Genomic DNA, 26,191 nt, shown 5'->3' on the forward strand with positions numbered 1-26,191 from the left:
GACGATCTGCGCGGGCTGTTCGAGCCGTTCGGCGAGGTGCAGCGGGCGTCGATCGTGATGGACCGGGCGACCGGGCGGTCGCGCGGGTTCGGATTTGTCGAGATGGCCAGCGACGACCAGGCCCGCCAGGCGATCGAGGAGCTCGGCGGGAAGGAATATGACGGCCGGGCGTTAACCGTCAACGAGGCCAAGCCGCGGGAAAACGGTCCCAGAGCAGGCGGGCGCGGACCGGCCGGAGCGGGACGCTTCGCCCGATAGCCGGTCTGCCCCGATACAGCGGGGTCTATGAACGCAACAGAGAAGCGACGCAAGCGGCTGCGAAGAGCGCTGGGTGTCGTTGTGCTTTTGGTGGGGGTGTATCTGCTGATCGCCTACGTGGTTGCCCCTGCGCTGTGGCGGCACTACGAGCACTATCCACCGATGCAGGCTGCGCCCAAGACGACGCTCACCGGGACCGGTTCGCCGGGCGATCCACTGAACGTCGCTCTTGCCGGCGAGCGGGAGGAGTTGATCCGGGCCATGATCGCGGCCGGGTGGTTTCCCGCCGATCCGGAGACGTTCAAGTCGGGTCTGAAGATCGCCGCGGCGGTGCTGGCCGACCGGCCGTATCCGGAGGCTCCGGTCAGCAAGCTGTTCCTCTTCGGCCGCAAGGAGGATATGGCGTTCGAACAGCCAGCCGGTAAGAGCCCGCGCCATCGCCACCACGTGCGGTTCTGGAAATCCAAGGAGCTGAGCCTCGACGGCCGGCCGGTGTGGCTCGGCGCGACCACGTACGACCGGAGCGTGGGCTTCAGCCATCACACCGGCCAGATCACCCACCACATCGCACCGGACATCGACGCGGAGCGCGACCGGATTATCGCCGATCTGCGGGACGCCGACCAGCTTGTGCAGGTCTTCCAGGTGACCGGCGTCGGTCCGACGCTGGATGGGCGAAACGGGGGCGGCGACTGGTACTATACCGACGGCGAAATGACGGTCGGCGTGATCGCATCCGGCAACGTCCCGCCGCGTGAGGCTCCCGACATGTTGGCCAATCCCGCTGCGGTGCAGTTCAAGAACAACCTCTGGGAGGTCCTCAAGTCGTTCCTGCCGTCGAATCCGACGGATGAGCCTTCGGCGGCGACGAAGCCCGCGAGTACTGCACCTCGAACACGTCCTGCCGCCGGAACACCTTGACCACGGTTTCGGCGATGATCCGCAGGTCGAGCCACAGCGAGCGGCGCTCGATGTACCACAGGTCCAGTTCGATCTTATCCTCGTGCGTCACCGCGCCGCGGCCGCGGATCTGAGCCCAACCGGTCAGGCCCGGCTTGACGTCGCAACGGCGTCGCTGACGCGGCGTCCAGAGTTCGTACTGCCACGGCAGCAGCGGCCGAGGGCCCACCAGCGTCATCTCGCCCTGGAGCACGTTGAAGAGCTGCGGCAGCTCGTCGAGGCTGGTCTTGCGGAGGAACCGGCCGGTTCGGGTGACCCGCGGATCGTCGGCGGCGTTGGGCGAAAAGCCGTACGGATCGCAGTCAGTCCGCATGGTGCGGAACTTGATCAGCCGAAAGACCCTGCCGTGTCGGCCCACGCGGTTCTGCCGGAAGAACACCGGCCCGGGCGAGTCGAGGCGGACCAGCAGCGTGATCGCGGCCATCACCGGTCCGAACAGAATCAGACCGGCCACCGCCCCTGCCACATCCATCGTACGACGAGCCAAATCGACCATCTGCACTTGCCTCGACATCACCGGAATTATACGATACCAGTTTGGCTTCGGCAGGTAAACCGGCAAAGGACGTTTCATGCCCCTTGTTCTGCGACCGATCAAGTTGGCGGTGTTCGACCTGGACGACACGCTGTGCCTGGAGCGGGATTTCATGGCGGGCGGGTTTCGGGCGGTCGCGGAGCATCTGGCCCAGCGTTTCGGCGGCCAAACCCAGGACCTGGAGCGGGAGCTGCTGGAACTGCACAAGGCTGGATGCCGCGAGAAGTTTCAGCGTATCCTGGACAGCCGGGCCGGGTCGGCCGATCCGGGGGAAATCCAGAAGCTCATCGAGGTCTACCGTACAGCCGACCGGCCGCTGGCTCTGCTGGCCGACGCCGAGCGGATGCTGGAGCGAACCCGCCGAGCAGGCCTACATCTGGCGATCCTCACCGACGGTCCGTTGGCGGGCCAGAAGACCAAGGTCCGCCTGCTCGGACTGGAACACCGGGTCGATCTGGTGTTCTACACCGCCGAGGCGGGCGAGAAGTGCTTCAAGCCGTCTTCGGCGGGATTCCAGCGGCTGGCCGGCCATCTCGGATGCCCACACGACCGCTGCGTGTACGTCGCGGACAACGAGAAGAAGGACTTCGCCGGGCCGAACCGTCTCGGCTGGCACACGGTGAAGGTCGAGCGGCCCGAGGCGATTTACGTCCACCACCGCGCTCAGGACCCGCTGTTCAAGCCAGATGTGACGGTAGCGAGTCTCGACGAGATCGAACTGCTGGCCGGCTGATCACTCCGGGCCGCGGTACGGCTCCAGGTGCACCACGACATCCAACACGTCCGGCCCGTCATCCAGGAGCCGCCGTTTGACCTGTTCGGAGATCTCGTGGCCTTCCCAGACCGTCATCTGCGGATCGACCTTGATATGCAGGTCCACGTGCAGCCCTGGCCCGACGAACCGCGTCCGCAGGGCGTGGACCAGTCGCACCCCTTCCGTCGCCATCGCCAGTTCCTCGATCCGTCGGCGGTCGTCCGGCGAAGCGCCCACGTCGGCCAGTTCGCCCAGCGTCGGGTGGACGATCCTCCACGCCGCCTGCAGGATGAACAGCGAAACCACCACCGCCCCAATGTGGTCGACAAACCACCACGGAGGGTAGAGCGCAGCCGCCGCCACCGCCAAGGCGGCGGGAAATGAAGAGAAGGCGTCGGAACGGTGGTGCCACGCGTTGGCCACCACCGCCGATGAACGGATGCGCCGTCCGATCGCCACCGTCCAGCGGTACAGACTCTCCTTGACCACGATCGAGATGATGGCCGCCACAAACGCGATCCAGCCCGGCACGTGCTCGTCGCGTTCCTGCAGCGTCACGATCGCGTGGTAGGCCAGACCCACCGCCACCGCTCCCAGAACCACGCCAATGGCCATGGTGATCAGCGTCTCGATCCGACGATGCCCGTGCGGGTGCTTCTCGTCCGGCGGCTGCGACCAGAACCGAACGCCCACCAGAATCACAATATCGGTGCTGCAGTCGGAGAGGCTGTGTACTGCGTCGGCCACGACCACCTGGCTTCGGCCCAGAATGCCCGCCGTCAGCTTCAGCGCCGCCAGGGCGATGTTGATGACCAAGCCGATCCACGTGACCCGCTTGATCTCCCGCACGCCCTGTGAATGATGTGCATTCAAAACGCCTGCTCCTTCGCGTCCGCCATCGCATGACAGTCCGGCCGCCAAAATGTACCATGACTGCCGGACAGAGGCAATGGACAGTGGACCCACCCGAAGGGTCGGCCGGCATGCCGGTCAATAGGCCCTGACGAGGTTGGCCGACGGGTAGTAGTGCAGGAGAATTTCGACGGCGGTATGGCCCTGGCGGGCCATGCCCTCAGCCCCCCACTGGCACATCCCGACTCCGTGGCCGAAGCCCTGGCCGTCGTACATGACCAGTTCATCCCCCTCGACCCGCAGGCTGCAGCAGGTGGACCGCATGACGCGAGGTCCGGCGATCAGGCGGAACTTTTCGCCCGGGACCAGCACGGCGGCTCCGCTGACGTCGGTCACCTTGACCTGGATGGCCCGGCCGTAGCGAGAACGTCTGGCCACCTGGACGTTCACGATCCGCTGAAATGACTTGCCCAGTTTCTCGTTGACCCGTTGGGTCAACTCGGCCAGCGGCATGCGCATCTCGTCCCATCGGCGGTACTTGGAGATCGTGCAGCCCTTGCACTCCACCTCGCCCTGCAGCGGCCGAAACTCCGGATCGATGGCCGCCAGATGCTGGGCCCCCTGCGTCCATCCGCCGCACGTGCTGCTGAAGAACGCGGGAAATATCCTCCAGCCGTTGCGGGTCGATCCGGTCAGGACGATGCCGCGGGTCTGGTCCACCGCGTTGTTGCCGCGATCGGTCCGGCCCTCCAGGCCCTTGTAGACCTGCGAGCTCTCGCCGTCGGTGACGTCGTACTGCCGCGAGGGCCCCGAGCGCGTGGCCTTCTCGTAGAGGGCGTAGGTGCGGGCCGCGATGGCCTGGGCTTTGCAGGTCTCCGCCTGGAATCGCGGAGGAAGCTCGCCAGGAATGACCCCCTTGAGATACTCTTCGACCAGCACGTGGTTGACCGCCATCAGCTGCCCGTCACCCAGGCGGTGCAGCCGCAGGCTGCCGGGATAGCGCGCCTGGTTGATTCGCAGATCGCCGTTGCGGTTGGGCACAATGTCGATGAAATCGGAGACGGCGACCGTCGCGCCGCCCAGTTGGATGCTCTGGCCCTGCGGGCGCACCTGGCCTTCCGGAAGATACGGCCCCTGGGCCAGCGGATGCCGTTTGGAGTCGAAGACGGTGAATGCCCCATTGATGCCGAAAGAGACGGCTTGGGCTGGTCCGGCGACCTTCACCCGCATCACCGGCTCTTTGCCGGAACGGCGTTCCTTGATCGGCGGCGGCTCCTGCCGGCAACCGGACAGACCGATCGTCAGCGCGGCCGCGAACAACACGCACCTGAACCACCAGCCGCCTTTGAGCCCGCACGGGCCCGCTTTGAGAGACTCGGACAAACCAGACATCCCTTTCTGGCGTTTCGGCCGCCTATCTCGCCGCGACGGACGGCTTCCTAGCCTTCCGACTTCCGCAGTTCCAGGCCCAGCTCGGACAGCTTTTCCTTCACTTCCTTCAGCGAGATCATGCCGAAGTTCTTGACCGCCATGAGCTGAGGCTCGGTGTAATCCATCAGGTCGCCGACCGTCTCGACGCTGAGTTTCTGCAGGCACTTGCGGCTTCGCACCGACAGGTTCAGATCGTCGATCGACTTGCTCAGCAGCGCCTGGTCGGCGGTCGGCTGCCGCTCCTCTTCGTCCTCGGCCAGAGCGCCGGGCAAAACCGCCGCGGCCCGCCTCGAGGCCTGATCCTCGAGGGCCTGGCCCAGCCGCAATCCCTTCGAGGCCAGGATCGCCTTGATCTCGTTCAGCGACGTCTCGCCAAAATTCTTGTACGAGAGGAGTTCCGACTCCGTGATCCGCGTCAGGTCGCCCAGCGTGCGGATGCCCATCTTCTTGAGGCAGTTGCGGCTCCGGACCGACAGCTCAAAGTCGCTGATCGGCATATCCAGGACCTGCTGGAACTTGTCTTTGCGCTTCTCGAACTCCTCGTCATAGAACATCGTCATCGAGCTTCTGACATCTTTAGCGAAGAGCCGCGCCCGCGGGTGATTGGGATAGACCTCTAAAACCCGCTTGAGCAGGGCCAGCGACCGGTCGAACTGCTCGCGATCTTCGTAGATCACCGAGAGGTTGATCAGGGCGTTGACGTGGGCCGGCTCGTGCTGGATGGCCTGGGTATACAGCTCAATGGCGTTGTCCTCATTGCCTTTGAGATCCTCAAGATAGGCCAGCCGGAAGATCGCCGGAACGTAGTCCGGGCCTTTCTCCACCGCCTGTTCGAGCAACTCAAAGGCCCGGTCGATGTCGCCCTCAGCCTCAGCGATCGCTGCGGACTGGTAGAAATACTCCGGCGTGTCGGCCCGCGCCTTCTGGAGCTTCTTGAGGGCATCCTTGGCTGCGGCCAGGTCGCCGGCGAGCCGCTGGGTCTCAGCCGTCTCCGCCAGCACCCGTACCGCGTCGAAGCCGCGGGTCAACGCGCGATCGAAATCGGCCAATGCGCGCTCCCAGTCCCTCTGACCCTTGAAGGCCAGACCCAGCATCCAGCGCTTGTCCTGCCCTTCCGGCGCGTTCCGCAGGATGCCGACCGCCTGCTCAAAGCGTCCCAGAACCAAAGCACCCATCGCCAGCTTCAGGGCCTGATCGGCCGACGGCGACTCCGCGTGCGCGTCCACATAGTTGCCCAACTGCTCCCGATCGGAGGCCGAACTCGAACCGAGCTTCTGCACCGCCTTGAATGCCTGATCGAAGCCGTCGTAGCTGCCCGAGATTACCTCTTCCACTTTTCCGGCGGTCGGATTCATCGACTATCGTCTCCTCTCATGGATCGTACCGTCAATACCGTCTCTACTCTCGCTCCGCAACCGACTTAGAGTAAACCAAATATTATATCAACCGTTCGGCGGTTTGCAACGCCAGCGGGCCGGTCGTCCACAAAAGACATAACGTATTATATATCAATGACTTATATTGACACCAAAGTGAAAAGCCCGAAGAGTGGCACGGAGTACGCGGAACACGCGGACAGAAGTGTCTGCGTACCTGGCCTGGTCCGTGGACGTTCCGAGCGGCGTAGGCGTGACCGGTGGGCGGCTTTTCATTTGACTGCGACGGGCCTATCATGACAATCAGGTGCTTTGAGGCAGGGGCTTTCCCCGACTTCGCCGACGCTGATGGAGATCCGTGCATGGATGGTTGGTTGATTCTCAAAGCCGTGGTCATCGCCATTGTGGAGGGCCTAACCGAGTTCGTGCCCGTCTCGTCGACCGGGCACATGATTCTCGTGGACGACCTGCTCCTTCGTTTCAAGGACACCGTGGGCGGCGTGGGTCCGCAGGCGGCGGTGTGCTTCGAAATCGTCATCCAACTGGCCGCCATCCTGGCTGTGGTGGTGCTCTATCGCAAACGGTTCCGGAGCCTGTTGACGTTCAAGCGGGACGCGACGGGCTTTAACGGCTGGCGGGGAATCAAACTGCTGATCGTCACCACCATCCCAGCGGTGATCATCGGCGCGCCGCTGGACCATCTGATCGAGGAGCACCTGTTCAACGCGGGCACGGTGGCGATCGGTCTGGCCGCCGGAGCGGTGGCGATCCTCCTGATCGAGCGGTACCGGTTTCGCCCGAAGGCTGAGACGCTGGACGACCTGACCTGGCCGCAGGCCCTGGCCATCGGGTTCTTCCAGTGCCTGGCGATGTGGCCGGGCGTCTCGCGGTCGGCCGCCACGATCATCGGCGGCATGATCGTCCGGGCCAACCGCAAAACGGCGGCTGAGTACTCGTTTCTCGCCGCGGTTCCCGTGATGACCGCCGCGTCGGGTTTCAAGCTGATCAAAAGCTGGGAGTACCTGTCGGGCGATCTGCTCTGGGTGTTTCTCATCGGATCGGCGGTTTCGTTCGTCTCGGCGATGCTGGCGGTCAAGTGGTTCATCCGGCTGCTGCAGCACTGGACTCTTCGGCCGTTCGCGGTGTATCGGCTGGTTTTGGCCGCGGTCGTCGGATTGGTGTTCCTGCTGCGATTCCTCAACGGCGGCCAATGAGACTCAGCGAACTGGACTACGAGCTGCCGCCGGAACTGATCGCCCAGTCGCCGGCCCAGCCGCGCGATCACAGCCGCATGCTGGTGGTCGATCGAACAAACGGCCAATTGGCGGACCGGCGATTCTTCGATCTCGTCGAGTACCTTCGGGCGGGCGACGTGCTGGTCCTCAACGATACCCAGGTGATCCCAGCCCGCCTGGTTTTGATCCGCCCGAGCGGGGCGGAAACCGAGGGGTTGTTCGTCCGCGAGCACGCGCCGGGACGTTGGGAGTTGATGATCCGGGGGATCAACCGGCTTCGGCCCGGATCGCGTCTGCGGCTCGCGGGATCGGACGTCGAACTTGAATTAATGGAACGCCTGACCGACAAGACGGGCCTGGTGGCGGTCAAGACCGAAGTGGACACGCTGGCGTTTCTCCAGAAGCACGGTCAGGTTCCTCTGCCGCCGTACATCCGGCGGGAACACGAGCAGCCGGATGATCGCCGGCGCTATCAGACGGTCTACGCCAACGCGCCGGGCGCGATCGCCGCTCCGACGGCCGGCCTGCATTTCACCGACCGGCTGCTGGCCGAGTTGCGGTCGCGCGACGTGGCGACGGCGACGGTGACGCTGCACGTCGGCCGCGGAACGTTCGAGCCGGTCGCCGTCGAAGACCTGGCCGAGCACCCGATGCATCGTGAATGGTACAGCGTCTCGTCCGAAGCGGCCGAGCGGATCAACGCGGCCCGCCAGGCGGGCGGACGGGCGGTCGCGGTCGGCACGACGGCCGTGCGGGTGCTGGAGTCCGCATCCGCGGACGGCGCGCTGCAACCGGGCGAGACGTGGACGGACATCCTCATCCATCCCCCCTACCGCTTCAAGATGGTCGACGTGCTGATCACCAACTTCCACCTGCCGCGGACGACGCTGCTGGCCCTGGTCTACGCCTTTGCGGGCACGGAAACGGCCCGAAAAGCGTACCAACACGCGGTCCGTGAGGGCTACCGGTTCTACAGCTACGGCGATGCGATGCTGGTGATCTGATCGGTCGTAGCAAAGATCTCGCCGAGGGCGGCGCAGCTACTCCGTGCGGGCGCGATACTCATCCATCAACCGTCGCGCCTCATCCAGCGAGCCGGCCTGGTGCATCAAGGTCACTCCGGTGGGAAAACGGCGGCAGACCCGGCCGGTGCGAATCTGCTCTTCATTGGTGCGGTAGCGGATCAGTGGAACGCGGCGAGCCGCAGCCTGGCGATAGATGGTCTCCAAGTCGTTCATCTGCGGCTGGCCCAGATCGAGGGCGGTCAACGAGGGGATTTCGAGCAGCCGCGGGACCAGATGGTCGCCCTTGCCGCAGAAGTGGACGCCGCCGCCGAGGCGGTCGAGGACGGCCCGGTCGTGCGGCGCGATATGCCGGCTGTACATCTCGGCCGAGAGGTTGGTCGGCGAGTCGTTGCGGATGAGGATGGCGCCCGGCAGCGCCACCGTGTGCTGATGACAGAAACCGTCGGGCCCGTCGCTCAGCAGCGGCTGCACGGCCGTCGCCACCGCGACCTGGGCCTCTCCCATTCGCGCGAGCACCGCCTCCACGAACTCCGGCTCTTCGTAGAGATCGACGTAGATCTCGCTTCCGCGCAGCAGCTCGGCGTTGTCGAACGGGCCCTGCAGGTCGGGCATCACCACGCGGACGCACCGGCGGACATTCGGGTAACCGGCGAGCAGGTCGTGAAAGCTCCGGTAGAAGTCCATCAGCCTCGGGCACAGGCCGGCTGACAGGTCTGTCGGATCGATCCGGAGCACCGCGCCAAAGGCCTCCCGCGACTCGAACGGCCGGACCCACGGCGGATTGTCCTCGAGCATCTCCACCCGCCCGCCGAACATCGAGGCGACGATCACCGTGCCGAGATTGGCCCGCACGGTGAACGGCAGGTCGTCGCCCACCAGATGCTGACAGCAGATTCGGGCGTCGAACCCAGCCGTCAGTTCGTTGAACAGCATCTTCTGCGGGTCGCGCCATGCCTCGCGGTGCGGAAACGGCTGATGAACGGCGGCGTCGGACAGCGGATACTGCATGACGATGGGCAGCCGCGGAACCGGCTCGTAGCGCAGCGACGCCGCGTGCAGGTCGTGCACCCGCTGCTGCTGACCGGCGTCGAGGGTGGTCTCCAGTTCGTCCAGGAGTCTTCGCAACGGTTCGATCATGGCCATTCCCGTAGTCTACCTGACGCCCAGCGTCAAATGGATTCGCGGACAGAACCGCAGACCGTGGGCGAGAGCCCATCCGGCGACGGCCGGCGCCAGCCGCAGATACGCCGCCTTCGTCGCGGCCCGCGGCATGAGCATGACCCGGTCGCGGTCGATGAACTCCATCCGTTCGATCGCATCGAGCACCTGCTGCACGTCACGCCGGCTGCGCACAACGAACTTGAGCTGGTAGTCCGCGGCGGCGGCGATCAGGCGCCGGATCACCGCCGGTTTGAACCAGTTGCCGAACGTCGGCGCCTCGCCGTCCAACTTGGGACTGAGGCTCAGCAGTTGGCAGCGCAACCGTCGGTATACGATGCCGGCGGTTTCAATCGTGACGTGAAGGCCGCCGTCGTGGAACCGATCGATCAGCGATCCGATCCGCGGATGCACCAGCGGCTCACCGCCGGTAACCACCACGTGCCGGCACTTGTATGAGGCGACCCGCTCGGTGATCCGCTCGACGGTCAACCTTGGAAAACCCTCAGCCGACCACGCCTGTTTCGTGTCGCACCACGGACAACCCACCGGACAACCGGCCAGACGCACGAAGACCGAAGGAACGCCCGCCAGCGAACCTTCGCCCTGAATGGTGTGAAACAGATCGGCGACGGGAAAGCAACCGGCGGCCATCATCGCTCCCACGGCGACATGAACTCTTCGTGGTCCTCGAAGATCTTCAAGTAGCTCTCGTAGCGCCACCAGGCGATCTTGCCTTCCTCGACCGCCTGCTTGACCGCGCAGTCGGGTTCCTCGATGTGGCTGCAGTTGGGAAACCGGCACTGGGGGACATAGGGAACAAATTCCTCGAAGTACGCCTCGAGGTTCATCCGGTCGAAGTTCCAGAACGCGAACTGCCGGATGCCGGGCGTATCGACGACGTAGCCGCCGAAATCGAGGCGCAGGAGTTGGGCCACGGTCGTGGTGTGCTGGCCGCGCTTGGTGGCCCGGTTGACCGGTTTGACGGTCAGGTTCAGGCCCGGCTGGACCGCATTGATCAGCGAACTCTTGCCGACCCCGCTGACCCCGGCCAGCACCGATTTCCTGTCCTTCATGGCCTCGCGGAGGGCCTCGATGCCGACGTTCTGGGCGGCGCTGGTCCGGACAACGGGGTAGCCCAGGCTGCGATAGACGCTCTCGTACTCGTCCAGGTCCGCCAACTCCTCCTCGGAGAGCAGGTCGATCTTGTTGAACACGATCACCGGTCTCAGGTCGCCGGAGGCCGCAGCCACGACGTACCGATCGACCAGGTGGATGCGCAGATCGGGCTCCGCAACCGCCGAGACGATCACCGCCTGCTCGACGTTGGTCACGATCAGGTGCTCGCGGTTCTGGTAGCGCCGCTTGAGCAGGGTCGAGCGTTCGCCGATCCGCTCGATCACTCCCGTTTCATCGTCGATCGGGGTGAAGCTGACGTTGTCGCCGACCGCCACCACGTTCCGCTGTTCGACCATTAACGACTTGAGCACCCGCCGGACCACGCAGTTGCGGATCCGTTGGCCGTCGTCCACCTTCACGTAGAGGCCGTGAATCGCCACCACCACCCCATCGCTCCACTGGGCGTCAGCCGGCGCCGGCTCGTCGGCGTATCGCTCCAGGTCCACCAGGCCGCCCGTCCGGGAAGTATCCACGGTCTTGCGGCGGGCGAGCCGGCCCTTGCCCTTGAAGGCCTCGTGGGTTGGACGGTCCTCCAGCGAGCCGCCCTTGTCCTCGCGGTGCTTCTTGGTGATATCAGACGAGCTTTCCCGCGTCGGGTTCTCGACGTTGGGCCGCCAGTCGATCCGGATTTTCCCTTTTTTTCTGCCTTTTCTGGCCATATGCGTTTGCGGCGATCAGCTCCAAATTACGAAGAAGACCCCGCTCCCTTACGGTCACAGGTCATTCCGGTATTTCCTCTTTCAACTGCTCCAGGTCCACGCCCACCTCTTCGAGAGCCACCCGGGCCACCGAACCGCGGGCCTCGATCAGGGCCGTCAGCAGGTCGCTGGTCTCCACCGTCTTGCGCTTCGCCCGGCGGGCATGCTCGATCGCGTGGGTCATCACCTTCTGCAGGTGCGGGGTGGTCGGCAGCGAGCCGGTCACCACCGAGTCCGAAAGCTGCTCCCGGATCAGGGCCTCGATCTTGACCCGCAACGCGCTGGGCGTGGCCCCGTGCCGCTGCAGGATATCCGAAGTCTGCCCGGCCTTGCTGACCGCCAACGCCAACAGGATATGCTCGGTCCCCATATACTCCTGTCCCATCTCGTCGGCAATGCCCTTGGCCCTTTTCATCGCCTTCTGGGCGTCTGCGCTCAATCGTTCGTACATCGTTGCCTCCCTGGCCCAAAACCCCTTTTGTCCCCCGGTCAGCCGGCCTACAGGTTGGTTCTGATCAACGTGTAGACCAGACTGATCAGCGCAATAATTATAGAGGCTGTCAAGGTGATTTTGATGATCCGAAGCCGATTGGCGATCTCCTGGTCGCGCCACTCGGCCAGCCTCTGGTCGATCTGGTCGAGCTTCCGGTCGATCCGCGTCTCGATCTCATCGAGCTTGGTGTTCAGGTAGTCGTCGGCGGCACTGCGAAGCCGCGTGGCAATGCCGCTCATCACGCCCTGCTGCTCGATGTGCCGCCGGAGACTCGGCTCAACGGGCCGCTCGGGCAGGAACTGGTACTCCTCGTCGCGCTCGTCCTCGTCCAGCAGCTTGCCGATCATCCCGCCGACCAGGGCCCGGCGTTTGCGGGCGAACCACCCGCTCCAGCCGTCGGACCGGTACAGCAGGTGCCGCAGCATCCTGTCGGTCACCGCATCCGGCACCCGCAGGCCCCGCAACTCGGCCAGGGCCGCCAGGGCGCGCAGGCTCAGCCCCTTGTAGCTGACGAATCGCAGTTGCGAGATTTCCCGGACCAGTTCAAGCTTACCCGCCGACCGCGAGACCGGCCGACGGGCCCAGACCACCACGTCTAGCAGGGCCTCCCGCTCGATCCCGTCGAGGATCACCAACTGCCGGGTCACCGCCGCCGCCACCGAGTCGCGGTCCGCCGTCGCCGGCATGTGGACCATCAGGTGGCCGGCCAGGACCCGCAGTTCCTCCGCCGGCATCTGATCGAGGTTCAGCGCGGCTCTGTCAATTCGCTCCTGGTTCACGATCGGCCTCAGGCCCCCGGGACAAAACGGTGCAGCCAGATCACCAGACCCATAATCGCCAGCAGTCCCGCGATCTGGAGCAGGTCGCCGCCGAACCGCCGCAGCCGCACCCGCATCAACTGAATGAACAGATACCGCCGGAGCAGTTGACGCGACCGGTCCGGAAAATACAGGTACTTGAACCACCGCCAGCCGGCCCGAGCAAGAATCAGGCCCGAGTAGAGCGTGGCGAAGATCACGAGTATGCGGCGGAAGAAGAAAAACGGATCGAACCCCTCTATCCCGCCGGCCAGCCAGTTCATCACACGCCCGCCGTCTCCAATCCCTCGAACAGGGCCGAACCCACCCGCACCATCGTCGCTCCGCACTCGACCGCAACGTGGTAGTCCTGGCTCATGCCCATCGAGAGGTGCTCGAAGTCGCGACCCAGGCGATAGGTCATCTTGATCTCGAGGAACAGCTCGTAGAGCCGCTCGAACACCGGCCGCGCCTTCTCCGGGTCGTCCACCAGCGGGGCCATGCACATCAGCCCACGCACCCGCAGACGAGAAAGCGGCATGACCTGCTCGATGAAATGGCCCGCCGCAGCCACCGGCATGCCGTACTTCTGCGACTCGCCGGCGCAGTTGACCTGGACCAGCACGTCCATCCGTCGGTCCACCTTGCCCGCCTGGGCGTTGACCTCCTCGGCCAGACGAAGGGTATCGACCGAGTGGATCATCGAGACCGCCGGGATCAGCGGCTTGACTTTGTTGCGCTGCAGATGGCCCACCATGTGCCACCGCGGCATCGCCAGCCCCTTGTCCTGCTCCAGCATGGCGCGGCGCGACAGGTGCTCCTCGATGACGGCGGCCCGCTGGATCAACTGGGGTCCGCGACTCTCGCCCAGGTCCAACTGCCCCAGTTCGATCAGGGCACGGATCGTCTCCGGATCAACGGCCTTGGTGACCGCGACCAGGGTCACCCGCTGCGGCTCGCGGCCGACCTTGGCCGCCGCTTCGCCGATCCGTTCGCGGACTCTCGTCAGATTCTCCGAAAGCTTTTTTCGCATTGAACTCCCACGTTTCGACGCCGGGCCGTCCATCGCACCGTCCTCGGATAACCCTCATAAGAATACCCATCCCGGACGCCCCATTCAAGGAATTCGAGACATTGACCGGAAGGCTCGGATCGGATATCCTCCCAGCTTGTACGACAGCCGAGTTCCACCACCGTTACCCCCCCAGCCAATGAGGTCAGCACTCATGAAGACACAAGACCCGCAGGACCGCGATCGCGACCCGCGAATCGCGTTTTTCGACCGCCAGTCGATCACCTGGGACCGCGACGGACGCGATCCGGTCGAGACGATCCGCCGACTGAACGAACTCCAGAACCTGCTTGGACTCCAGCCGGGACAGGACCTCCTCGAGGTCGGCTGCGGCACCGGACAGATCACCGGCTGGCTCGCCGACCGAATTCGCCCCGGCAAAGTCACCGCTATTGACTTTTCTAAATCCATGCTTAGTCAAGCCAGCCAAAAACAGCTCGATGCCACGCTCTTGTGCCGCGACGTCTGCCAGGACGACCTGGGCCGCGAGGAATTTGACGTAGTGCTCTGCTTCCACGCCTTTCCCCATTTTCGCGACCAGTCCCAAGCGGTCCGGCGACTTGGGCAATCGCTGCGCAAAGGCGGCAGGCTGATCGTGATGCACCTGGCCGCGAGAGCGAAGATCAACGCCTTCCACGATCAGGTCGGCGGCGAAGTGACCGGCGACCACCTGCCGGACGACCCGACCTTTCGCGCGCTGCTCCGCGACGCTGGGCTTGAATGCATCGAGGTAATCGACCGCGACGACCTGTTCTTCCTGTCAGCGGTTAGGGCCTCGTAGCACCGCCGGCACGCCCGGAGAGGTGCTGGCCGGCCGCACGCAATTACGCGCTGTTAACCGCGTCCGCGCTCTGATATAATACAGTAGCCGCAAACGGACACGGGGGGTGTCATGAAGGACATGGAGCGCAAATCGTACACCGTTCGGGCCGAGCCCAAAGGGTATCTCTACAGCGGGCTGCTCGACTACGCGGTGGGCAAGTGCAGCGAAGCCCTGCTCGTGGTTCAGAACTCGTCCCGCGCGACGCTGAACGACTACGGGCGGCGGGTGCTGTCGCAACTTCAGCCGTTTTTGATCCGGGAGGAATCCGCCGCGGAGATCACCGGAAGCGAAGGGGCCGACGACGCCACCATCTACCGGTACCAGTACAGCCGCGATCTGGCGGTGATCCTGGCCGAGGTCTCGCGCCGGCTTTACGCCTGGCTGCATCCGCGGCTGCCGGAAAATCTGTGCCTGGTCCGCCACGACGGCGACCCGCTCCTGGTGACGGTCGCCCACGAAAAGAGCAGCTTCCTTCTGCTGACCGACGAGGAGAAGGGCGAACTGCTGGCCCACATGCCGGAGATACAGGAACTGCTCAGCGACGAGTACGACCCGGACGACGAGATGGACGAAACATTTTCCGCCGAGGCGCTGGCCGCCGAGGCCGAAGACATCGCGATCGACCGCAAAGCGTTCCTGCTGCTGATCGAGCCGCGAGGCCAGCTCTACCGCGAATTGCTCGACTACGCGCTCGAGCAGTGCAGCGAAATGCTGCTCGTTCTGCCCCAGGCGTCGACGCCGCTGGACGAGGACGGCAACCACCTGCTCTTTCAGCTCGAACCGTTCATGATCGCGCGGGAACGGACGAACCAGTGGCCCGGCGCGAGGATGACCCGCGGATACGCGACGGTGATGTACTACACCTATCAGGCCGAGTCCGCTGAGATCCTCAAATACGCGGTCGAAGGCCTCTACGACTGGTCTCGCCCGGAATTGCCGGAGGACCTGTGCCTGGTCCGTCCGGGAGGCGAGCCGTTTCTGGTCTCGATCATGCCCGACCGCGAGAGCTACCTGCTGCTCACCGAGCAGGAGCGCCAGGACCTGCTGACGTTCCTGCCCGAACTGCAGGAGTGGATGCAGGAAGAGCGGACGTGACGGGAGCCGATCGACGCCGGGAGGAACCGCCATGATGACCGGCACACTGGTCGCAATGCTGATCGCCGCGGGGCTGGGAATGATCCTGGCGTCGCTCCACCTTGCGCGAAGGGCCGATCTGCCGTGGCTCGGGTTCCTCCACGGAGTGGCGGCGGGAACAGCGTTCGTCCTGTTCCTGGTCTCGTCGGCGGCGTTGGATATTCCGGACCTCTCGGTGGCGGCTCTCGGGCTGGTGATGGTAACCCTGGCCCCGGGATTCGTGCTGTTCGCCGCCGACCTGAGCGGGCGGCCGCTGCCGCGATGGCTGCTGGCGTGGCACGCGGGACTGGCCCTGTTGGCCGTGGTCCTGGCGGTGATCGCTTTTTCTCACGGAGCATCCTGAGGCACGAGGTAACAGTTGTGAATTCCACCGCGATCATCGAAGCCTACCGCAGAGCCCAGCGTTACCGCCTGCCGCTGGCGTTTCTCTACGGCCTGCTGATCGCCCTGCCGGCGGCTCTGGCCATCGCCCTGACCGGCCCGCAGCCGCTTCACTATCGCCTGGCCAAAATCTTCGCGCTGCTGGGCTTCATGATCCTGGCCTTCCAGCCGGTCCTCTCAGCCCGGCTGCGTTGGCTCGACCGCCCCTTCGGCCTGAATATGCTGTTCATCGTGCACAAGGTCATGCCGCTGGTCGCGCTGCTGCTGCTCAGCGCCCATCCGTTCGTGCTGGCGGCGGCACTGGACCGATGGCCGCTGCTGACGAACGTTCAGCAGCCGTGGTACATCCTCTTGGGCAAGACCGCCCTGCTGCTGCTGTGGGCGACGGTGGTCGTCTCGCTGTTCTACGAACTCCTGCGGCTGACCTTCGAACAGTGGCGGGTCGCCCACAACGTCCTCGTGCTCGCCCTGCTGGCGGCCGGCTTCGCCCACAGCATCGCCGTCGGCAGCGACCTGCAGCTCTGGCCGCTGCGGGCGGCGTGGATCGCCGCGCTCGCGACGGCCTTGGCCGCCTACATCCACCACATGGTCATCGTCCCGTGGCGGCGGCGAAGGAACATGTTCGTGGTCGATCAGGTGCAGAGGGAAACCGACAGCGTCTGGACGATCACGCTCATATCGGAACGCCGCCGCCCGCTCGATCACCTGCCCGGCCAGTTCCAGTTCATCCGGTTCCATCGCGGCCGAGACCTGCCGGACGAGGAGCATCATTTCACGATCTCCTCGAGCCCGGCGGCGGAAAAGTACCACGAATCCACGATCAAAGAGGTCGGCGATTTCACCGCCGCCATCGGCCGGACCAAACCGGGCGACAAGGCGAGCGTCGAAGCCCCGTTCGGCCATTTCTCGTACACGCTCGGCCGACCGGACGGCGATCTGGTGTTCATCGCCGGAGGGATCGGCATCACGCCGCTGATGAGCATGCTCCGCCATATGCGCGACACCCGTTCGACCCGCCGGGTCATCCTGCTCTACGCCAATCGCACGCAGGAAAGCATCGTCTTTCGCCGGGAGCTGGACGAGATCGCCGCCGGCGGCCATCCGCGGTTGACCGTCGTGCACGTCCTGAGTCGGCCCGATGAGGCCTGGAACGGGCCGAGCGGCCACATCGATCGCGAGTTCATCCGGCGGCGCGTCGAGGGGGACCTGAGCGCCCGTGATTTCTACGTCTGCGGACCCCTGACGATGATGCGCGACATCATCGGCGCTTTGCTCGATCTGAAGGTCTCGGATTCGCGCATCCACTACGAGCGGTTCGCCCTTTAGGCCGGGCCGGCCGGCTGACATAGCAGGTTGTGGACGCATCGGGGGGTCGAGTCGGCACGACGTCGTTTGAGGGAGGACTCGTCATGTTGATCGCCGCATCGATCGTATTCGCACTGGCCGCCGTGCTGGGGATCGTTCTGGCCACGCTCCATCGGCAGCGCCGCGGAGCGCCGATCCCGCTGGCCCTGTTTCACGGGGCTCTCGCGGGAAGCGGGATCGTTCTGTTGATCCTGGCCGTCGGCGATCTGGCGCGAACCGGCCTGGTGATCTCGCTGGTGCTGTTCGTGCTGGCCGCGGTCGGCGGGTTCGTGCTGTTCGCCCGCCATCTGGGCCATCGGCCGCTGCCGATGCTGCTGATCGGAGGGCACGGCCTGATCGCCGCGATCTCGCTGGTCATCCTGCTGGTGATGACGTTCCGCCCAGCCGCCGCCTGACCCGCTTGACTCACAGGAGCAGCCGCCATGCTGATTGCCGCGTTCATCGCGTTTCTCCTCGCCGCCGCCGGTGGCGCTACTCTGGCCGCTCTGATCCTGAGCGGCCGAACGCCGCCGATGGCCCTGTCGATCGGACACGGCACGCTCGCCGCCACCGGCGCCGCGATACTGCTGCTGGCCATCGCCATGCTCAGACCCAACCCCTTTCCCCTGATCGCGCTGATCCTCTTCGCCCTCGCCGCCGGGATCGGCATGGTCCTGTTCTTCCGCCACCTGCGCTCCCGTCCGTTCGCCGCCTCGCTGATCATCATCCACGGTTTCACCGCCGTCGTCGCCCTCACCACCCTGCTGCTCGGGCTGGTGCGCGCGGAGTGAACCCGGCCTCGTGACGGCGGTTTGACGTTGGCCGAAGGCGTCAGCGGCCCTATAATTCCCGTTGGAATCACGGCACACGAGGTGGACATGCTTCGCAAATCGACGGCCAATCTGCCGCTTCACGGAGGCAACGCCCCGCCGTGGCTGTTCCAGCGGATGGAGAAGCTGGCCGGCTCCATCATCGAGCTGATCGTGCTCGAGTTCGGATCGGTCGAGATGCTCCGCCGCCTCGCCGACCCGCACTGGTTCCAGGCCTTCGGCTGTGTCCTCGGCTTTGACTGGCACTCCAGCGGCCTGACCACGGTGACCTGCGGGGCGATCAAGCAGGCCTACCGGCGGATCGGACCGGACCTCGGCATCCACGCCGCCGGCGGCAAAGGCGGCGTCTCGCGAAAGACGCCGCACGAGATCGACCAAATCGCCGACGCCCGCGCCATCGCCAACGGCCGCGACCTGATCTACGCCTCAAAACTCTCAGCCAAGGTGGACTCGGCGGCGGTGCAGGACGGCTATCAGCTCTACCACCACAGCTTCTTCTTCGACGACGCCGGCCGCTGGACGGTCGTCCAACAGGGCATGAACGACGAGAACCGCTACGCCCGGCGCTACCACTGGTTCGCCGATCAGCCGATCGACTTCGTCAACGAACCGCACGCCGGAATCATCACCGAAGCACAAGGAAACAACGTGCTGAACATGGTCGCCTCCGAAGCCGACCGCTCGCGACAGGCGGCGGTGGACCTGTTCGGATACGATCCGGAGAAGATCCTCGCCGAACTGCCCGCCGAGGAGAACCTCTTCATGCCGCGCCGCCACGAGGTCATCCTGACGCCCAGCGAACACCGACAGCTTCGCAAGGTGCTCATCGCCGCCCGCGATGCTCCGGTCACCAGCTACCAGCAGCTTCTGGCCACGCCCGACGTCGGGCCCAAGACCGTCCGTTCGCTGGCCCTGCTCTCCGAACTGATCTTCGACGCGCCGGCCTCACATCGCGATCCGGCCCGCTACAGCTTCGCCCACGGCGGCAAGGACGGCTACCCCTTCCCGGTCGAACGCCGGATGTACGACCGCAACATCGCCCTGCTCGAACAGACCGTGCAAAAATGCCGGATCAACCCGAACGAAAAGGACCACGCCTTGCGACGCCTGCAGGGATGGCTTAAACTCCAGTAGCGAAACCCTGATCGGACCGACAACAAAGGAGATACCATGCCGCCCTACCGGCTCAGCGATCGTGAAAAAGCCATGCTCGTCCAGCTCGTCCAGGACCTGGTCCGCATTCCCAGCGTCAGCGCCGACGACGTGACCGGATGTCCCGAAGCCGGCGTGGCCGACTACCTCGAAACGTACTTCCGCCGGCTGGACATGGACGTTCAGCGGATCGTCATGCCGCCAAACCGCCCCAACCTGCTGGCCTCGTGGCCGCAAGACCACGCCGACGACCGAAAACGCCTGGTCCTGACCGTCCACATGGACACCGTCGAGCCGGATGGCATGACCATCGACCCGTTCGCCGCCGACGTCCGCGACGGCAGGATCTGGGGACGCGGGACCTGCGACACCAAGGGCGCCCTGGCCGCGTACCTGTGGGTCCTCTCGAAGGTCCGCGAACTGAAGCTGGAACTGCCCTGGAAATTGGAATTCCTGGCCGTCTGCGACGAGGAGACCGGCTGCACCGGCAGCCGATGGCTCGTCGATCAGGGCGTCTCGGCCGACTACATGATCGTCGGCGAACCGACCGGCTGCCGGATCGCCACGTGCCACCGAGGCAGAGTCATGTTCAAAATCATCACCGAAGGCATCGCGGCTCACGCCTCGGTGCCCGACCGCGGCGTCAATGCCGTCTACCGGATGAACGACGCCATTAACGTCCTGCGCCAAAAATGGCTGCCGACGCTTGGACGGCCACGCCACGAGCAGCTCGGATCAACCACCTCCAGCCTGACCCTCGTTCGCGGCGGGCGGCGAGACAATATCGTGCCCGACCGCTGCCAAGCCGTCTTCGACACCCGCACCATTCCCGGCCATGACCAGCGGCAGTTCCTCGAAACGATCCGCAGCCTGATCTCGACGGTTGACGGTGCGTCGGTGGATGTGATCAAGTCCCGCTCGCCCCTCGACACCGACTCGGCGTCGCCGCTGGTTCAGGGATTGCTCCAGACCTGCCGGACCCTGCGCGAAGATGACGCGCCGGCCGCCCTGCCGTACCTCACCGACGCCTCCAACTTCGCCGAAACCGGCGCCCACTGCGTGGTCTTCGGTCCCGGCGGGATCGACAAGGCCCACTCGGCCGATGAGTATCTGGAGATCGACCAACTCCATCGCTCAGCCGAAATCCTCCTCGCGTTCCTGCTCGATCTCGCCGACGGCCGTCACCGTTAACGTCAACGGTAACGGTAACCCATTCAAGTCGTCTCCAGACCGTCGTTTTCCCGCGAACCGCCGCGGCGGCATCGGGTATACTAACCCGGTGCAAACGATCTCGAAGGAGACTCCCATGCCGATCAAGACCGTTGCCGCGACGCTCCTGACCCTCCTGTTTTCGTTTTCCGCCCTCCGGGCCGAACAGGCCACCGTCGGCCGAATGACCGTCGCCACCGGCGGCGGAGGCGTTACCGCCACCTTCGACGGAGTCGAAATCTTCACCGTCGCGCCGCTCCAGATTCCCGGCGATCAGCCAACGTCCCTGGAATGGGCGCTCGTCGAACAGCAGGATGCCCTGGAGACTCGGACCCTTCTCCTGCGCGCCGACGACGTCGCCTCATTGACCGTCAGCATTGACGGGCGAAACGCCCGAATCGTCTGGGAATCCCAGGCCGCAACCGCGGCGAGGCCGGTCGTGCGGGTCAAGGACGAAATCTACCGCACCGGCGAAGGATTCAACTACGCCATCGCCTCTCCCAGCGGACGAACCGCCGCGGGAACCGTCGCCTTCGATCCGCTCAACCCGGAAAAGACCAAGAGCGACTTCGCCGCGCTGACCATCCAGGGCCCCAAATCCCCCGTCCGCTTCGCGCCCGCCGAGACGGTCTGGGAGTTCGTCGACGTCCGCAAGGAGCATCCGACAGCCGGGCAGTATGAATTCGCCGCCGCCATCGCCGAACCGCAGACGTGGCGCCGCGAGTTCACCGTCACCGTCGAGAACGCGGGCGAGTTTCACCCGATCGACCTGCGAGCGGCGGTCAACATGGGCCTCCGCGACGACGTCGCCGACGACCGGACCGGCGGATGGACCGACCAGGGAGGCAACGACCTCCGCGAGTTTCCCGTCGGACCGCAGTACTTCCTCAACGTCCCGTTCGACGTGATAGACCCAGCCGAGAACGACGACAGAGCCGTCATCATGCTCCGCGGCGAGCATCGCATGTACTTCGCTCGCGAGGCCAGCGTCGCCGTCGGCCGCAAGTTCGCCACCGCATATGTCCTGCACGCCTCAGCCTGGACGCCCGACGCCGGAGCAACCGTCGCCCACTACAAGTTCCACTACGACGACGGAACGCAAGCCGACTACCCGGTCCTTGCCGGACGAGATGTCTTCGAATGGTGGGGCACCGCGCAGATCGAAAAGGACCACCTGATCCCCGACGGCGAGCCGCGGGCCGCCGTCGCCTGGGTCGGCAAGAACCAGTCGGGCATCGGCGGCGTTCGCACCTTCGTCATGACATGGTCAAACCCCAACCCGGACAAGACGGTCGAGTCGATCACCTTCGAGTCCGCCGGCGACGGCGTGCCCGGAATCCTGGCCCTCACCGTCTCGAACGGCGATTACCAGGCCACCGGCGCACCGGTCACGCCGCCTCGGGCCGAATTGCCGCTGACTCCCATTATGGTCGTCCGCGAGTACGGCAAGATCGGCCACCTCCTGACCGACACGATCTCCGGACCGACCGGCGTGCCCATCCAGACCCAGTACATGCTGCACACCGTCAAGCCCGATACGCCCCTGGCCCTGATCGACCAGCCCATCCCAGCCCACATCGCCAACCAGTTGGCCGACTACGTCAAAAACGGCGGCAACGTCTTCCTCGCCTACGAGCCGCCCTACGAACACCTTGACGAACTGCTGCCCTTCGAAGCCGCCACGGCTTCACTGGTCGCATCGCCGCCCGGCGAATTCCTCGCCCTCGTGCCCGCCGACCGCCGGCATCCCGCCTTCAGCGGCCTGCCGTGGCAGAACGACCTGGAGCACTACCCGGTCTCGCCCGTCTCGCACCGCGTGACCTTCGGATCGCTCAAGGAAGGCGCGCAGGTCATCGCGACCTGGACCGGAGGCGACCCGGCCCTCGTGCTCTACCCGCTGGGCAAAGGACGCGTTCTATATCTGGCGGCGCCCAGCATCAGCCTCGAACCGAGCCCGACCAACCCGATCAACGGCTTTACCGGCTACTTCTACGCCAAACTCTACTACTGGCTCACCGGTCACGATCAGGACGCGATCAAACTCGGCCGAATGGCTCAGGCCAGGATCGCTCGCAACACCATCGCCGAACCCTATGCCGCCGCCAAAGCCCTGATCGAAGACGTCCAGGCCCGCGGACAACTCCTCGGCAACGTGGAAATCTGCAACGCCCTGCGCGGTGCCTACGAATCACTGCTTGCCGCCGACGACCGGATCGACCGACTCGACGACCGCCTGCTGACACTTGACTTCTCGACCGATCTGGCCGCCGATTACGGGCAGGTCCGCCTGGATATCGAAAAGCTCTTCGTCGACGTTGCCGCTCTGAACGAAGAACTGACCCTCGCCCTTCGCGACCGGTCGGACGTCCTGCCCTACCAGCCGCAAGTCGGCCGCAAACTGCCCATCGGCTACATGCTCGGCGGCGACTCGCGATCCGGCCCCTACGTCTTCGGATGGTACAACCAGCGGGCGATGATCGCCCGCGTCAAAAAGCTCGACTGGAACCTGATCAGCTACTTCATGCCCTCGGATGCCTACGTCAAGACCGACGCCGACGGACAGACCGTTATCGACCCGACGAACACCGAATGGCTGCTCGATATCTGCCGCAGGTACAACGTCCGCCTGATCCCGATGCTCGACACCGCCGCGGCAAAAGACCACAGCCTCTGGCTGCCGCTTCTCGAACAGGTCGCCGCCTACTACGACGGCCGACAGGAAATCTTCGCCCTCGAACCGCAGAATGAAGGCATTCACTGGGAGGCGCTGACGGTCGAGGATTTCCGGAACGCCCTCAAGGACAAATACGGACAAATCGGCAAGCTCAACGAGACCATCGGCGCATCCTTCGCCGACTTCGCCGAGATCGAAGTGCCCGAGGCGGACAAGGCAGCCGACACGCCGTTCGGATCGGTCGAGCGAGGCCTCTGGTACGAGCGAAGCCTGCTCGATATGGACCGCGTCGAGGCATGCTATCGCGACAACTACCAGACCATCCGACGCGTTTCGTCCCTGCCGATCAATGACCGCAGTTCCCCCATCCCCGAAAACAACGGCGCCGCTCCGCAGCGGCTCGAACGGCTCGCCCGCTGGCACGATCACCTCGGCACCCACGCCCAGTGCCTCTACGACCTCGAGCGGACCCGCGGCTACGCCGACGGCAAAACCCTGTGGCTGACCGAGTTCTATTGGAACTACTACGGCGGCCCGTGGGGCGGCTTGCGCTACCGCCTGCATGGCTCCTTCATGCTGCCCGAATCGCACATCGAGGCCATGAACCTCGCCGCGTCGGAGCGAAACCTCTGGATGGCGATTGCCCGCGGCGCCGAGGCGTTCACCCTCTACGGCAGCTACGTCGCCACCTGGGCGTGGGACAAGACCTGGGCCGGCCCCTGTACGATCTTCTGGCCGGACCTCTCGCTCAAGCGATCCGTCTACGCCCACAAGTTCATGCCGCACATCTACGACACCCTCGGCGGCGAAATCCAGGGCTCGCACACCGAATCCCCGATCGCCCTGGTCGAACCGATCGCCTCGCGCCTGCACCTTGACGGGTCGATCCTCGAACAGACCACCGTCTCGATCCGCTCCGAACTGGAGTCGACCATGTACGTGCTGGCCGAAATGCGCGTCCAGCCGGACCTCAAGCCTCCGTCAGCCGACCTCTCGCCCTACCGCTACGTCTTCCTGCCCTCGTCGCTATGCCTGGAAAAAAACGTGGCTGGCAAACTCCTCGACTACGCCGCCGCCGGCGGAACCGTGATCGCCACCCTCGCGCCCGGTCTGTACGACGAGCATAGCCGCCCGGATGGGACGTTCCTCAAAAAACTCGGCGTGGCGGCCGAAGCCCTGCCCATCGGCGAACACGGCCTGACCATCGACGGTGAGCAAACCACGCTTCCTCACGCCGTCGTCTACGCCTACCAGGTCACCGACGGCGTCAACGTCCTGGCAAAGTACACTGACGGGCGAGCCGCCGTCGTCGACGCGCCGGTCGGCAACGGCCGCGTTGTGCTGGTCGGATGGGCCGCCAGCCTCGCGCCGCAGCTCATGGCCGACCGCGTCTTTCCAGCCGTGATTGACCGCAAGGCCTTCTGCGACTGGACCCTCGACGCCGCGCCCGGCACCATCGATTGTCTCGTGCGATACAACGACGACTACCGCCTGTTCTTCATCACCAACAAATCGCACGAAAAGGTACACGGCGCCAAGCTGGCCTTCGACGCCGCGCACGACGTGGCCGATCTGCGGGCGCGACTGCGGCTCAAGAACCGTCAGGCAGTGGAGTTTCCCGCCCTTCTGCCCGGCGAGTGCCGAATCCTGAAGGTGTACCCATAGTGACGCGGACGCCAACCGCTACTTGAAGTAGTCCGGCTCGTTGTGGAATTTCCACTTGATGTTACAGCCGATGCTCGGCCGCTGCTGGTCCTCCGGGATCGTCCGGCCTTCCAGCGCGGCATCCAGGGCCATCCGCAGGTCGTGCCCGGTCACCGGAAGGCTCGTTCCGGGCCGGCTCTCGTCCATCTGCCCGCGATAGACCAGTTTGCGATCGGCGTCAAAAACGAAAAAGTCCGGCGTGCACGCCGCCCGGTAGGCCTTGGCCACCTCCTGCGTCGCGTCGAACAGGTACGCAAACGGATAGCCGACCCGCTCCTTCTCCTGGGCCATCTTCTCCGGCCGGTCGTCCGGGTGGTTTTTCACGTCGTTTGAATTGATTCCGACCACCGCCACGCCCTTGTCCATGTACTCGCGGGCCAGGTCGGCCAGGCCGTACTGGACGTGCTTGACGTATGGGCAGTGGTTGCACATGAAGACCACCAACAAAGCCGGCGCGCCGTCGAAGTCCTCCAGTGTTACCGTGTTTCCTTCGGTATCCGGCAGCGAAAAGCTCGGCGCCCGCGTTCCCAACGGCAACATCGTCGATTTGACTGCCACCATGATCGTCCTCCCTTCGTGCCACGAGATGATGACATACCCCTGTATGAGAAACGATAACCTCACCGGCCCGGCGTGTCAATTAGCTTAACTTTTATCAACCTTGCCATAGGGGCGGCCATCCGATGCGGTTTATCGTGGACGCACCTCGATCGGAGCTTGTATAATCCTGCCGTTACGGCAAGGAGATCGTGATGGACGAAACCCCCGAGAGCAAAGACGAAGCGGTCGGCGGCACCGTGCTGATCGTGGATGATAACCTCCAGAACCTCGAACTGGTCCAGGCCTACCTCGAAGAACTGCCGGTCGAGACGGTCACCGCCACCGACGGCCTGCAGGCGATGGAAATGGTCGAGAAAAACCGGCCGGATCTGATCCTGCTGGACATCATGATGCCCAAAATGAGCGGCTTTGAGGTCTGCAAGAAGCTCAAGGCCAACCCGGCCACTCGCGACATCCCAATCATCATGATCACCGCCCTGCATGAGATCAGCGACATGGAGCGGGGCGTCGAGAGCGGGACCGATGACTTCCTGACCAAGCCGGTCAACAAGCTGGA

The 26,191-nt window shown here is 64.8% G+C and carries 27 protein-coding genes; 15 read left to right on the plus strand and 12 right to left on the minus strand.

All coding sequences use genetic code 11. The features are described from left to right. The first annotated feature begins 6 nt into the window (after nucleotides 1–6). Both GXY33_00405 and GXY33_00410 read left to right on the plus strand, forming a co-directional pair. Nucleotides 7–258 (plus strand): RNA-binding protein, encoded by a 252-nt coding sequence (locus GXY33_00405; protein NLX03582.1) that lies wholly within the window; start codon nucleotides 7–9, stop codon nucleotides 256–258. Nucleotides 259–285: 27 nt separating this feature from the next. Beyond that, the gene (locus tag GXY33_00410) at nucleotides 286–1,179 is read left to right on the plus strand and encodes a hypothetical protein (protein ID NLX03583.1); all 894 of its coding nucleotides are present in this window, start codon (nucleotides 286–288) and stop codon (nucleotides 1,177–1,179) included. On the opposite strand, the gene GXY33_00415 is transcribed toward GXY33_00410, so the two are convergent. After that, on the minus strand, nucleotides 1,079–1,714 hold the full coding sequence (locus GXY33_00415; protein ID NLX03584.1) for a sugar transferase: 636 nt from the start codon (nucleotides 1,712–1,714) through the stop codon (nucleotides 1,079–1,081). The genes GXY33_00410 and GXY33_00415 overlap by 101 nt on opposite strands. A 76-nt stretch (nucleotides 1,715–1,790) precedes the next feature. On the opposite strand from GXY33_00415, the gene GXY33_00420 reads away from it, so the two are divergent. Then, the gene (locus GXY33_00420) at nucleotides 1,791–2,486 is read left to right on the plus strand and encodes an HAD family hydrolase (GenBank protein ID NLX03585.1); all 696 of its coding nucleotides are present in this window, start codon (nucleotides 1,791–1,793) and stop codon (nucleotides 2,484–2,486) included. On the opposite strand, the gene GXY33_00425 is transcribed toward GXY33_00420, so the two are convergent. From GXY33_00425 to GXY33_00435, 3 genes are all read right to left on the minus strand, one after another. After that, nucleotides 2,487–3,380, minus strand: a complete 894-nt coding sequence (locus GXY33_00425) for a cation transporter (GenBank protein ID NLX03586.1) — start codon at nucleotides 3,378–3,380, stop codon at nucleotides 2,487–2,489. Between the two features lie 117 nt (nucleotides 3,381–3,497). Further along, the gene (locus GXY33_00430) at nucleotides 3,498–4,742 is read right to left on the minus strand and encodes a SpoIID/LytB domain-containing protein (protein ID NLX03587.1); all 1,245 of its coding nucleotides are present in this window, start codon (nucleotides 4,740–4,742) and stop codon (nucleotides 3,498–3,500) included. Nucleotides 4,743–4,798: 56 nt separating this feature from the next. Then, the gene (locus tag GXY33_00435) at nucleotides 4,799–6,145 is read right to left on the minus strand and encodes a tetratricopeptide repeat protein (GenBank protein ID NLX03588.1); all 1,347 of its coding nucleotides are present in this window, start codon (nucleotides 6,143–6,145) and stop codon (nucleotides 4,799–4,801) included. 383 nt (nucleotides 6,146–6,528) lie between these two features. Here GXY33_00435 and GXY33_00440 point away from each other — a divergent pair, with 383 nt between their 5' ends. Together GXY33_00440 and queA are read left to right on the plus strand one after the other, a co-directional pair. Then, nucleotides 6,529–7,380, plus strand: a complete 852-nt coding sequence (locus GXY33_00440; protein NLX03589.1) for an undecaprenyl-diphosphate phosphatase — start codon at nucleotides 6,529–6,531, stop codon at nucleotides 7,378–7,380. Beyond that, the gene (gene queA / locus GXY33_00445) at nucleotides 7,377–8,405 is read left to right on the plus strand and encodes a tRNA preQ1(34) S-adenosylmethionine ribosyltransferase-isomerase QueA (GenBank protein ID NLX03590.1); all 1,029 of its coding nucleotides are present in this window, start codon (nucleotides 7,377–7,379) and stop codon (nucleotides 8,403–8,405) included. Before GXY33_00440 ends, queA begins: the two co-directional genes overlap by 4 nt. Nucleotides 8,406–8,441: 36 nt before the next feature. On the opposite strand, the gene GXY33_00450 is transcribed toward queA, so the two are convergent. From GXY33_00450 to GXY33_00480, 7 genes are all read right to left on the minus strand, one after another. Next, the gene (locus GXY33_00450) at nucleotides 8,442–9,563 is read right to left on the minus strand and encodes a hypothetical protein (protein ID NLX03591.1); all 1,122 of its coding nucleotides are present in this window, start codon (nucleotides 9,561–9,563) and stop codon (nucleotides 8,442–8,444) included. A gap of 15 nt (nucleotides 9,564–9,578) precedes the next feature. Further along, entirely contained in the window at nucleotides 9,579–10,238 is a 660-nt protein-coding gene (locus GXY33_00455; protein ID NLX03592.1) for a 7-carboxy-7-deazaguanine synthase QueE, read from the minus strand. Next, nucleotides 10,238–11,422 (minus strand): ribosome small subunit-dependent GTPase A, encoded by a 1,185-nt coding sequence (gene rsgA, locus GXY33_00460; protein NLX03593.1) that lies wholly within the window; start codon nucleotides 11,420–11,422, stop codon nucleotides 10,238–10,240. The genes GXY33_00455 and rsgA overlap by 1 nt, the downstream gene beginning before the upstream one ends. 61 nt (nucleotides 11,423–11,483) lie before the next feature. Next, nucleotides 11,484–11,912 (minus strand): hypothetical protein, encoded by a 429-nt coding sequence (locus tag GXY33_00465; GenBank protein NLX03594.1) that lies wholly within the window; start codon nucleotides 11,910–11,912, stop codon nucleotides 11,484–11,486. A 47-nt stretch (nucleotides 11,913–11,959) separates the two neighbouring features. Continuing rightward, nucleotides 11,960–12,733 (minus strand): hypothetical protein, encoded by a 774-nt coding sequence (locus GXY33_00470; GenBank protein ID NLX03595.1) that lies wholly within the window; start codon nucleotides 12,731–12,733, stop codon nucleotides 11,960–11,962. An 8-nt stretch (nucleotides 12,734–12,741) separates the two neighbouring features. Next, nucleotides 12,742–13,035, minus strand: coding sequence for a hypothetical protein (locus GXY33_00475; protein NLX03596.1), 294 nt, complete (start codon nucleotides 13,033–13,035; stop codon nucleotides 12,742–12,744). Then, nucleotides 13,035–13,784 carry a YggS family pyridoxal phosphate-dependent enzyme gene (locus GXY33_00480; GenBank protein NLX03597.1) on the minus strand — a complete coding sequence of 250 codons (750 nt, stop codon included), beginning with the start codon at nucleotides 13,782–13,784 and terminating at the stop codon, nucleotides 13,035–13,037. The genes GXY33_00475 and GXY33_00480 overlap by 1 nt, the downstream gene beginning before the upstream one ends. A gap of 193 nt (nucleotides 13,785–13,977) precedes the next feature. Between GXY33_00480 and GXY33_00485 the strand changes: the two genes are divergently transcribed. The 9 genes from GXY33_00485 to GXY33_00525 all read left to right on the plus strand — a co-directional run bounded on the left by GXY33_00485 (nucleotide 13,978) and on the right by GXY33_00525 (nucleotide 25,035). Beyond that, nucleotides 13,978–14,604, plus strand: coding sequence for a methyltransferase domain-containing protein (locus tag GXY33_00485; protein ID NLX03598.1), 627 nt, complete (start codon nucleotides 13,978–13,980; stop codon nucleotides 14,602–14,604). Nucleotides 14,605–14,715: 111 nt separating this feature from the next. After that, nucleotides 14,716–15,741: a hypothetical protein gene (locus tag GXY33_00490; protein NLX03599.1), complete on the plus strand. Its 1,026-nt coding sequence runs from the start codon at nucleotides 14,716–14,718 to the stop codon at nucleotides 15,739–15,741. Nucleotides 15,742–15,775: 34 nt separating this feature from the next. Then, nucleotides 15,776–16,123: a hypothetical protein gene (locus tag GXY33_00495; protein ID NLX03600.1), complete on the plus strand. Its 348-nt coding sequence runs from the start codon at nucleotides 15,776–15,778 to the stop codon at nucleotides 16,121–16,123. Between the two features lie 17 nt (nucleotides 16,124–16,140). Beyond that, nucleotides 16,141–17,487 (plus strand): oxidoreductase, encoded by a 1,347-nt coding sequence (locus GXY33_00500; GenBank protein NLX03601.1) that lies wholly within the window; start codon nucleotides 16,141–16,143, stop codon nucleotides 17,485–17,487. An 83-nt stretch (nucleotides 17,488–17,570) separates the two neighbouring features. Next, nucleotides 17,571–17,921: a hypothetical protein gene (locus tag GXY33_00505; protein NLX03602.1), complete on the plus strand. Its 351-nt coding sequence runs from the start codon at nucleotides 17,571–17,573 to the stop codon at nucleotides 17,919–17,921. A gap of 27 nt (nucleotides 17,922–17,948) precedes the next feature. Beyond that, nucleotides 17,949–18,296 carry a hypothetical protein gene (locus GXY33_00510; protein NLX03603.1) on the plus strand — a complete coding sequence of 116 codons (348 nt, stop codon included), beginning with the start codon at nucleotides 17,949–17,951 and terminating at the stop codon, nucleotides 18,294–18,296. Between the two features lie 87 nt (nucleotides 18,297–18,383). Beyond that, nucleotides 18,384–19,469 (plus strand): DUF763 domain-containing protein, encoded by a 1,086-nt coding sequence (locus GXY33_00515; protein ID NLX03604.1) that lies wholly within the window; start codon nucleotides 18,384–18,386, stop codon nucleotides 19,467–19,469. A gap of 36 nt (nucleotides 19,470–19,505) precedes the next feature. Then, nucleotides 19,506–20,678 carry a M20 family metallopeptidase gene (locus GXY33_00520; protein NLX03605.1) on the plus strand — a complete coding sequence of 391 codons (1,173 nt, stop codon included), beginning with the start codon at nucleotides 19,506–19,508 and terminating at the stop codon, nucleotides 20,676–20,678. Between the two features lie 115 nt (nucleotides 20,679–20,793). After that, entirely contained in the window at nucleotides 20,794–25,035 is a 4,242-nt protein-coding gene (locus GXY33_00525) for a hypothetical protein (GenBank protein NLX03606.1), read from the plus strand. A gap of 18 nt (nucleotides 25,036–25,053) precedes the next feature. Here the strand turns inward: GXY33_00525 and GXY33_00530 are convergent, their stop codons facing one another. Then, the gene (locus GXY33_00530) at nucleotides 25,054–25,635 is read right to left on the minus strand and encodes a thioredoxin family protein (protein NLX03607.1); all 582 of its coding nucleotides are present in this window, start codon (nucleotides 25,633–25,635) and stop codon (nucleotides 25,054–25,056) included. A gap of 191 nt (nucleotides 25,636–25,826) precedes the next feature. Here GXY33_00530 and GXY33_00535 point away from each other — a divergent pair. Beyond that, nucleotides 25,827–26,191 (plus strand): response regulator (locus GXY33_00535; GenBank protein ID NLX03608.1); only part of this gene is annotated, 365 nt, incomplete at its 3' end.

The sequence above is a fragment of the Phycisphaerae bacterium genome (assembly GCA_012729815.1).
Taxonomy (GTDB): domain Bacteria; phylum Planctomycetota; class Phycisphaerae; order JAAYCJ01; family JAAYCJ01; genus JAAYCJ01.

Coding starts and splice junctions, on each gene's coding strand:
- GXY33_00410 (NLX03583.1), top strand. CDS start 286: ATGAACGCAACAGAGAAGCGACGCAAGCGGCTGCGAAGAGCGCTGGGT.
- GXY33_00415 (NLX03584.1), bottom strand. CDS start 1,714: ATGGTCGATTTGGCTCGTCGTACGATGGATGTGGCAGGGGCGGTGGCC.
- GXY33_00420 (NLX03585.1), top strand. CDS start 1,791: ATGCCCCTTGTTCTGCGACCGATCAAGTTGGCGGTGTTCGACCTGGAC.
- GXY33_00435 (NLX03588.1), bottom strand. CDS start 6,145: ATGAATCCGACCGCCGGAAAAGTGGAAGAGGTAATCTCGGGCAGCTAC.
- GXY33_00440 (NLX03589.1), top strand. CDS start 6,529: ATGGATGGTTGGTTGATTCTCAAAGCCGTGGTCATCGCCATTGTGGAG.
- queA (NLX03590.1), top strand. CDS start 7,377: ATGAGACTCAGCGAACTGGACTACGAGCTGCCGCCGGAACTGATCGCC.
- GXY33_00450 (NLX03591.1), bottom strand. CDS start 9,563: ATGATCGAACCGTTGCGAAGACTCCTGGACGAACTGGAGACCACCCTC.
- GXY33_00455 (NLX03592.1), bottom strand. CDS start 10,238: ATGGCCGCCGGTTGCTTTCCCGTCGCCGATCTGTTTCACACCATTCAG.
- rsgA (NLX03593.1), bottom strand. CDS start 11,422: ATGGCCAGAAAAGGCAGAAAAAAAGGGAAAATCCGGATCGACTGGCGG.
- GXY33_00465 (NLX03594.1), bottom strand. CDS start 11,912: ATGTACGAACGATTGAGCGCAGACGCCCAGAAGGCGATGAAAAGGGCC.
- GXY33_00475 (NLX03596.1), bottom strand. CDS start 13,035: ATGAACTGGCTGGCCGGCGGGATAGAGGGGTTCGATCCGTTTTTCTTC.
- GXY33_00480 (NLX03597.1), bottom strand. CDS start 13,784: ATGCGAAAAAAGCTTTCGGAGAATCTGACGAGAGTCCGCGAACGGATC.
- GXY33_00485 (NLX03598.1), top strand. CDS start 13,978: ATGAAGACACAAGACCCGCAGGACCGCGATCGCGACCCGCGAATCGCG.
- GXY33_00490 (NLX03599.1), top strand. CDS start 14,716: ATGAAGGACATGGAGCGCAAATCGTACACCGTTCGGGCCGAGCCCAAA.
- GXY33_00495 (NLX03600.1), top strand. CDS start 15,776: ATGACCGGCACACTGGTCGCAATGCTGATCGCCGCGGGGCTGGGAATG.
- GXY33_00505 (NLX03602.1), top strand. CDS start 17,571: ATGTTGATCGCCGCATCGATCGTATTCGCACTGGCCGCCGTGCTGGGG.
- GXY33_00510 (NLX03603.1), top strand. CDS start 17,949: ATGCTGATTGCCGCGTTCATCGCGTTTCTCCTCGCCGCCGCCGGTGGC.
- GXY33_00515 (NLX03604.1), top strand. CDS start 18,384: ATGCTTCGCAAATCGACGGCCAATCTGCCGCTTCACGGAGGCAACGCC.
- GXY33_00520 (NLX03605.1), top strand. CDS start 19,506: ATGCCGCCCTACCGGCTCAGCGATCGTGAAAAAGCCATGCTCGTCCAG.
- GXY33_00525 (NLX03606.1), top strand. CDS start 20,794: ATGCCGATCAAGACCGTTGCCGCGACGCTCCTGACCCTCCTGTTTTCG.
- GXY33_00530 (NLX03607.1), bottom strand. CDS start 25,635: ATGGTGGCAGTCAAATCGACGATGTTGCCGTTGGGAACGCGGGCGCCG.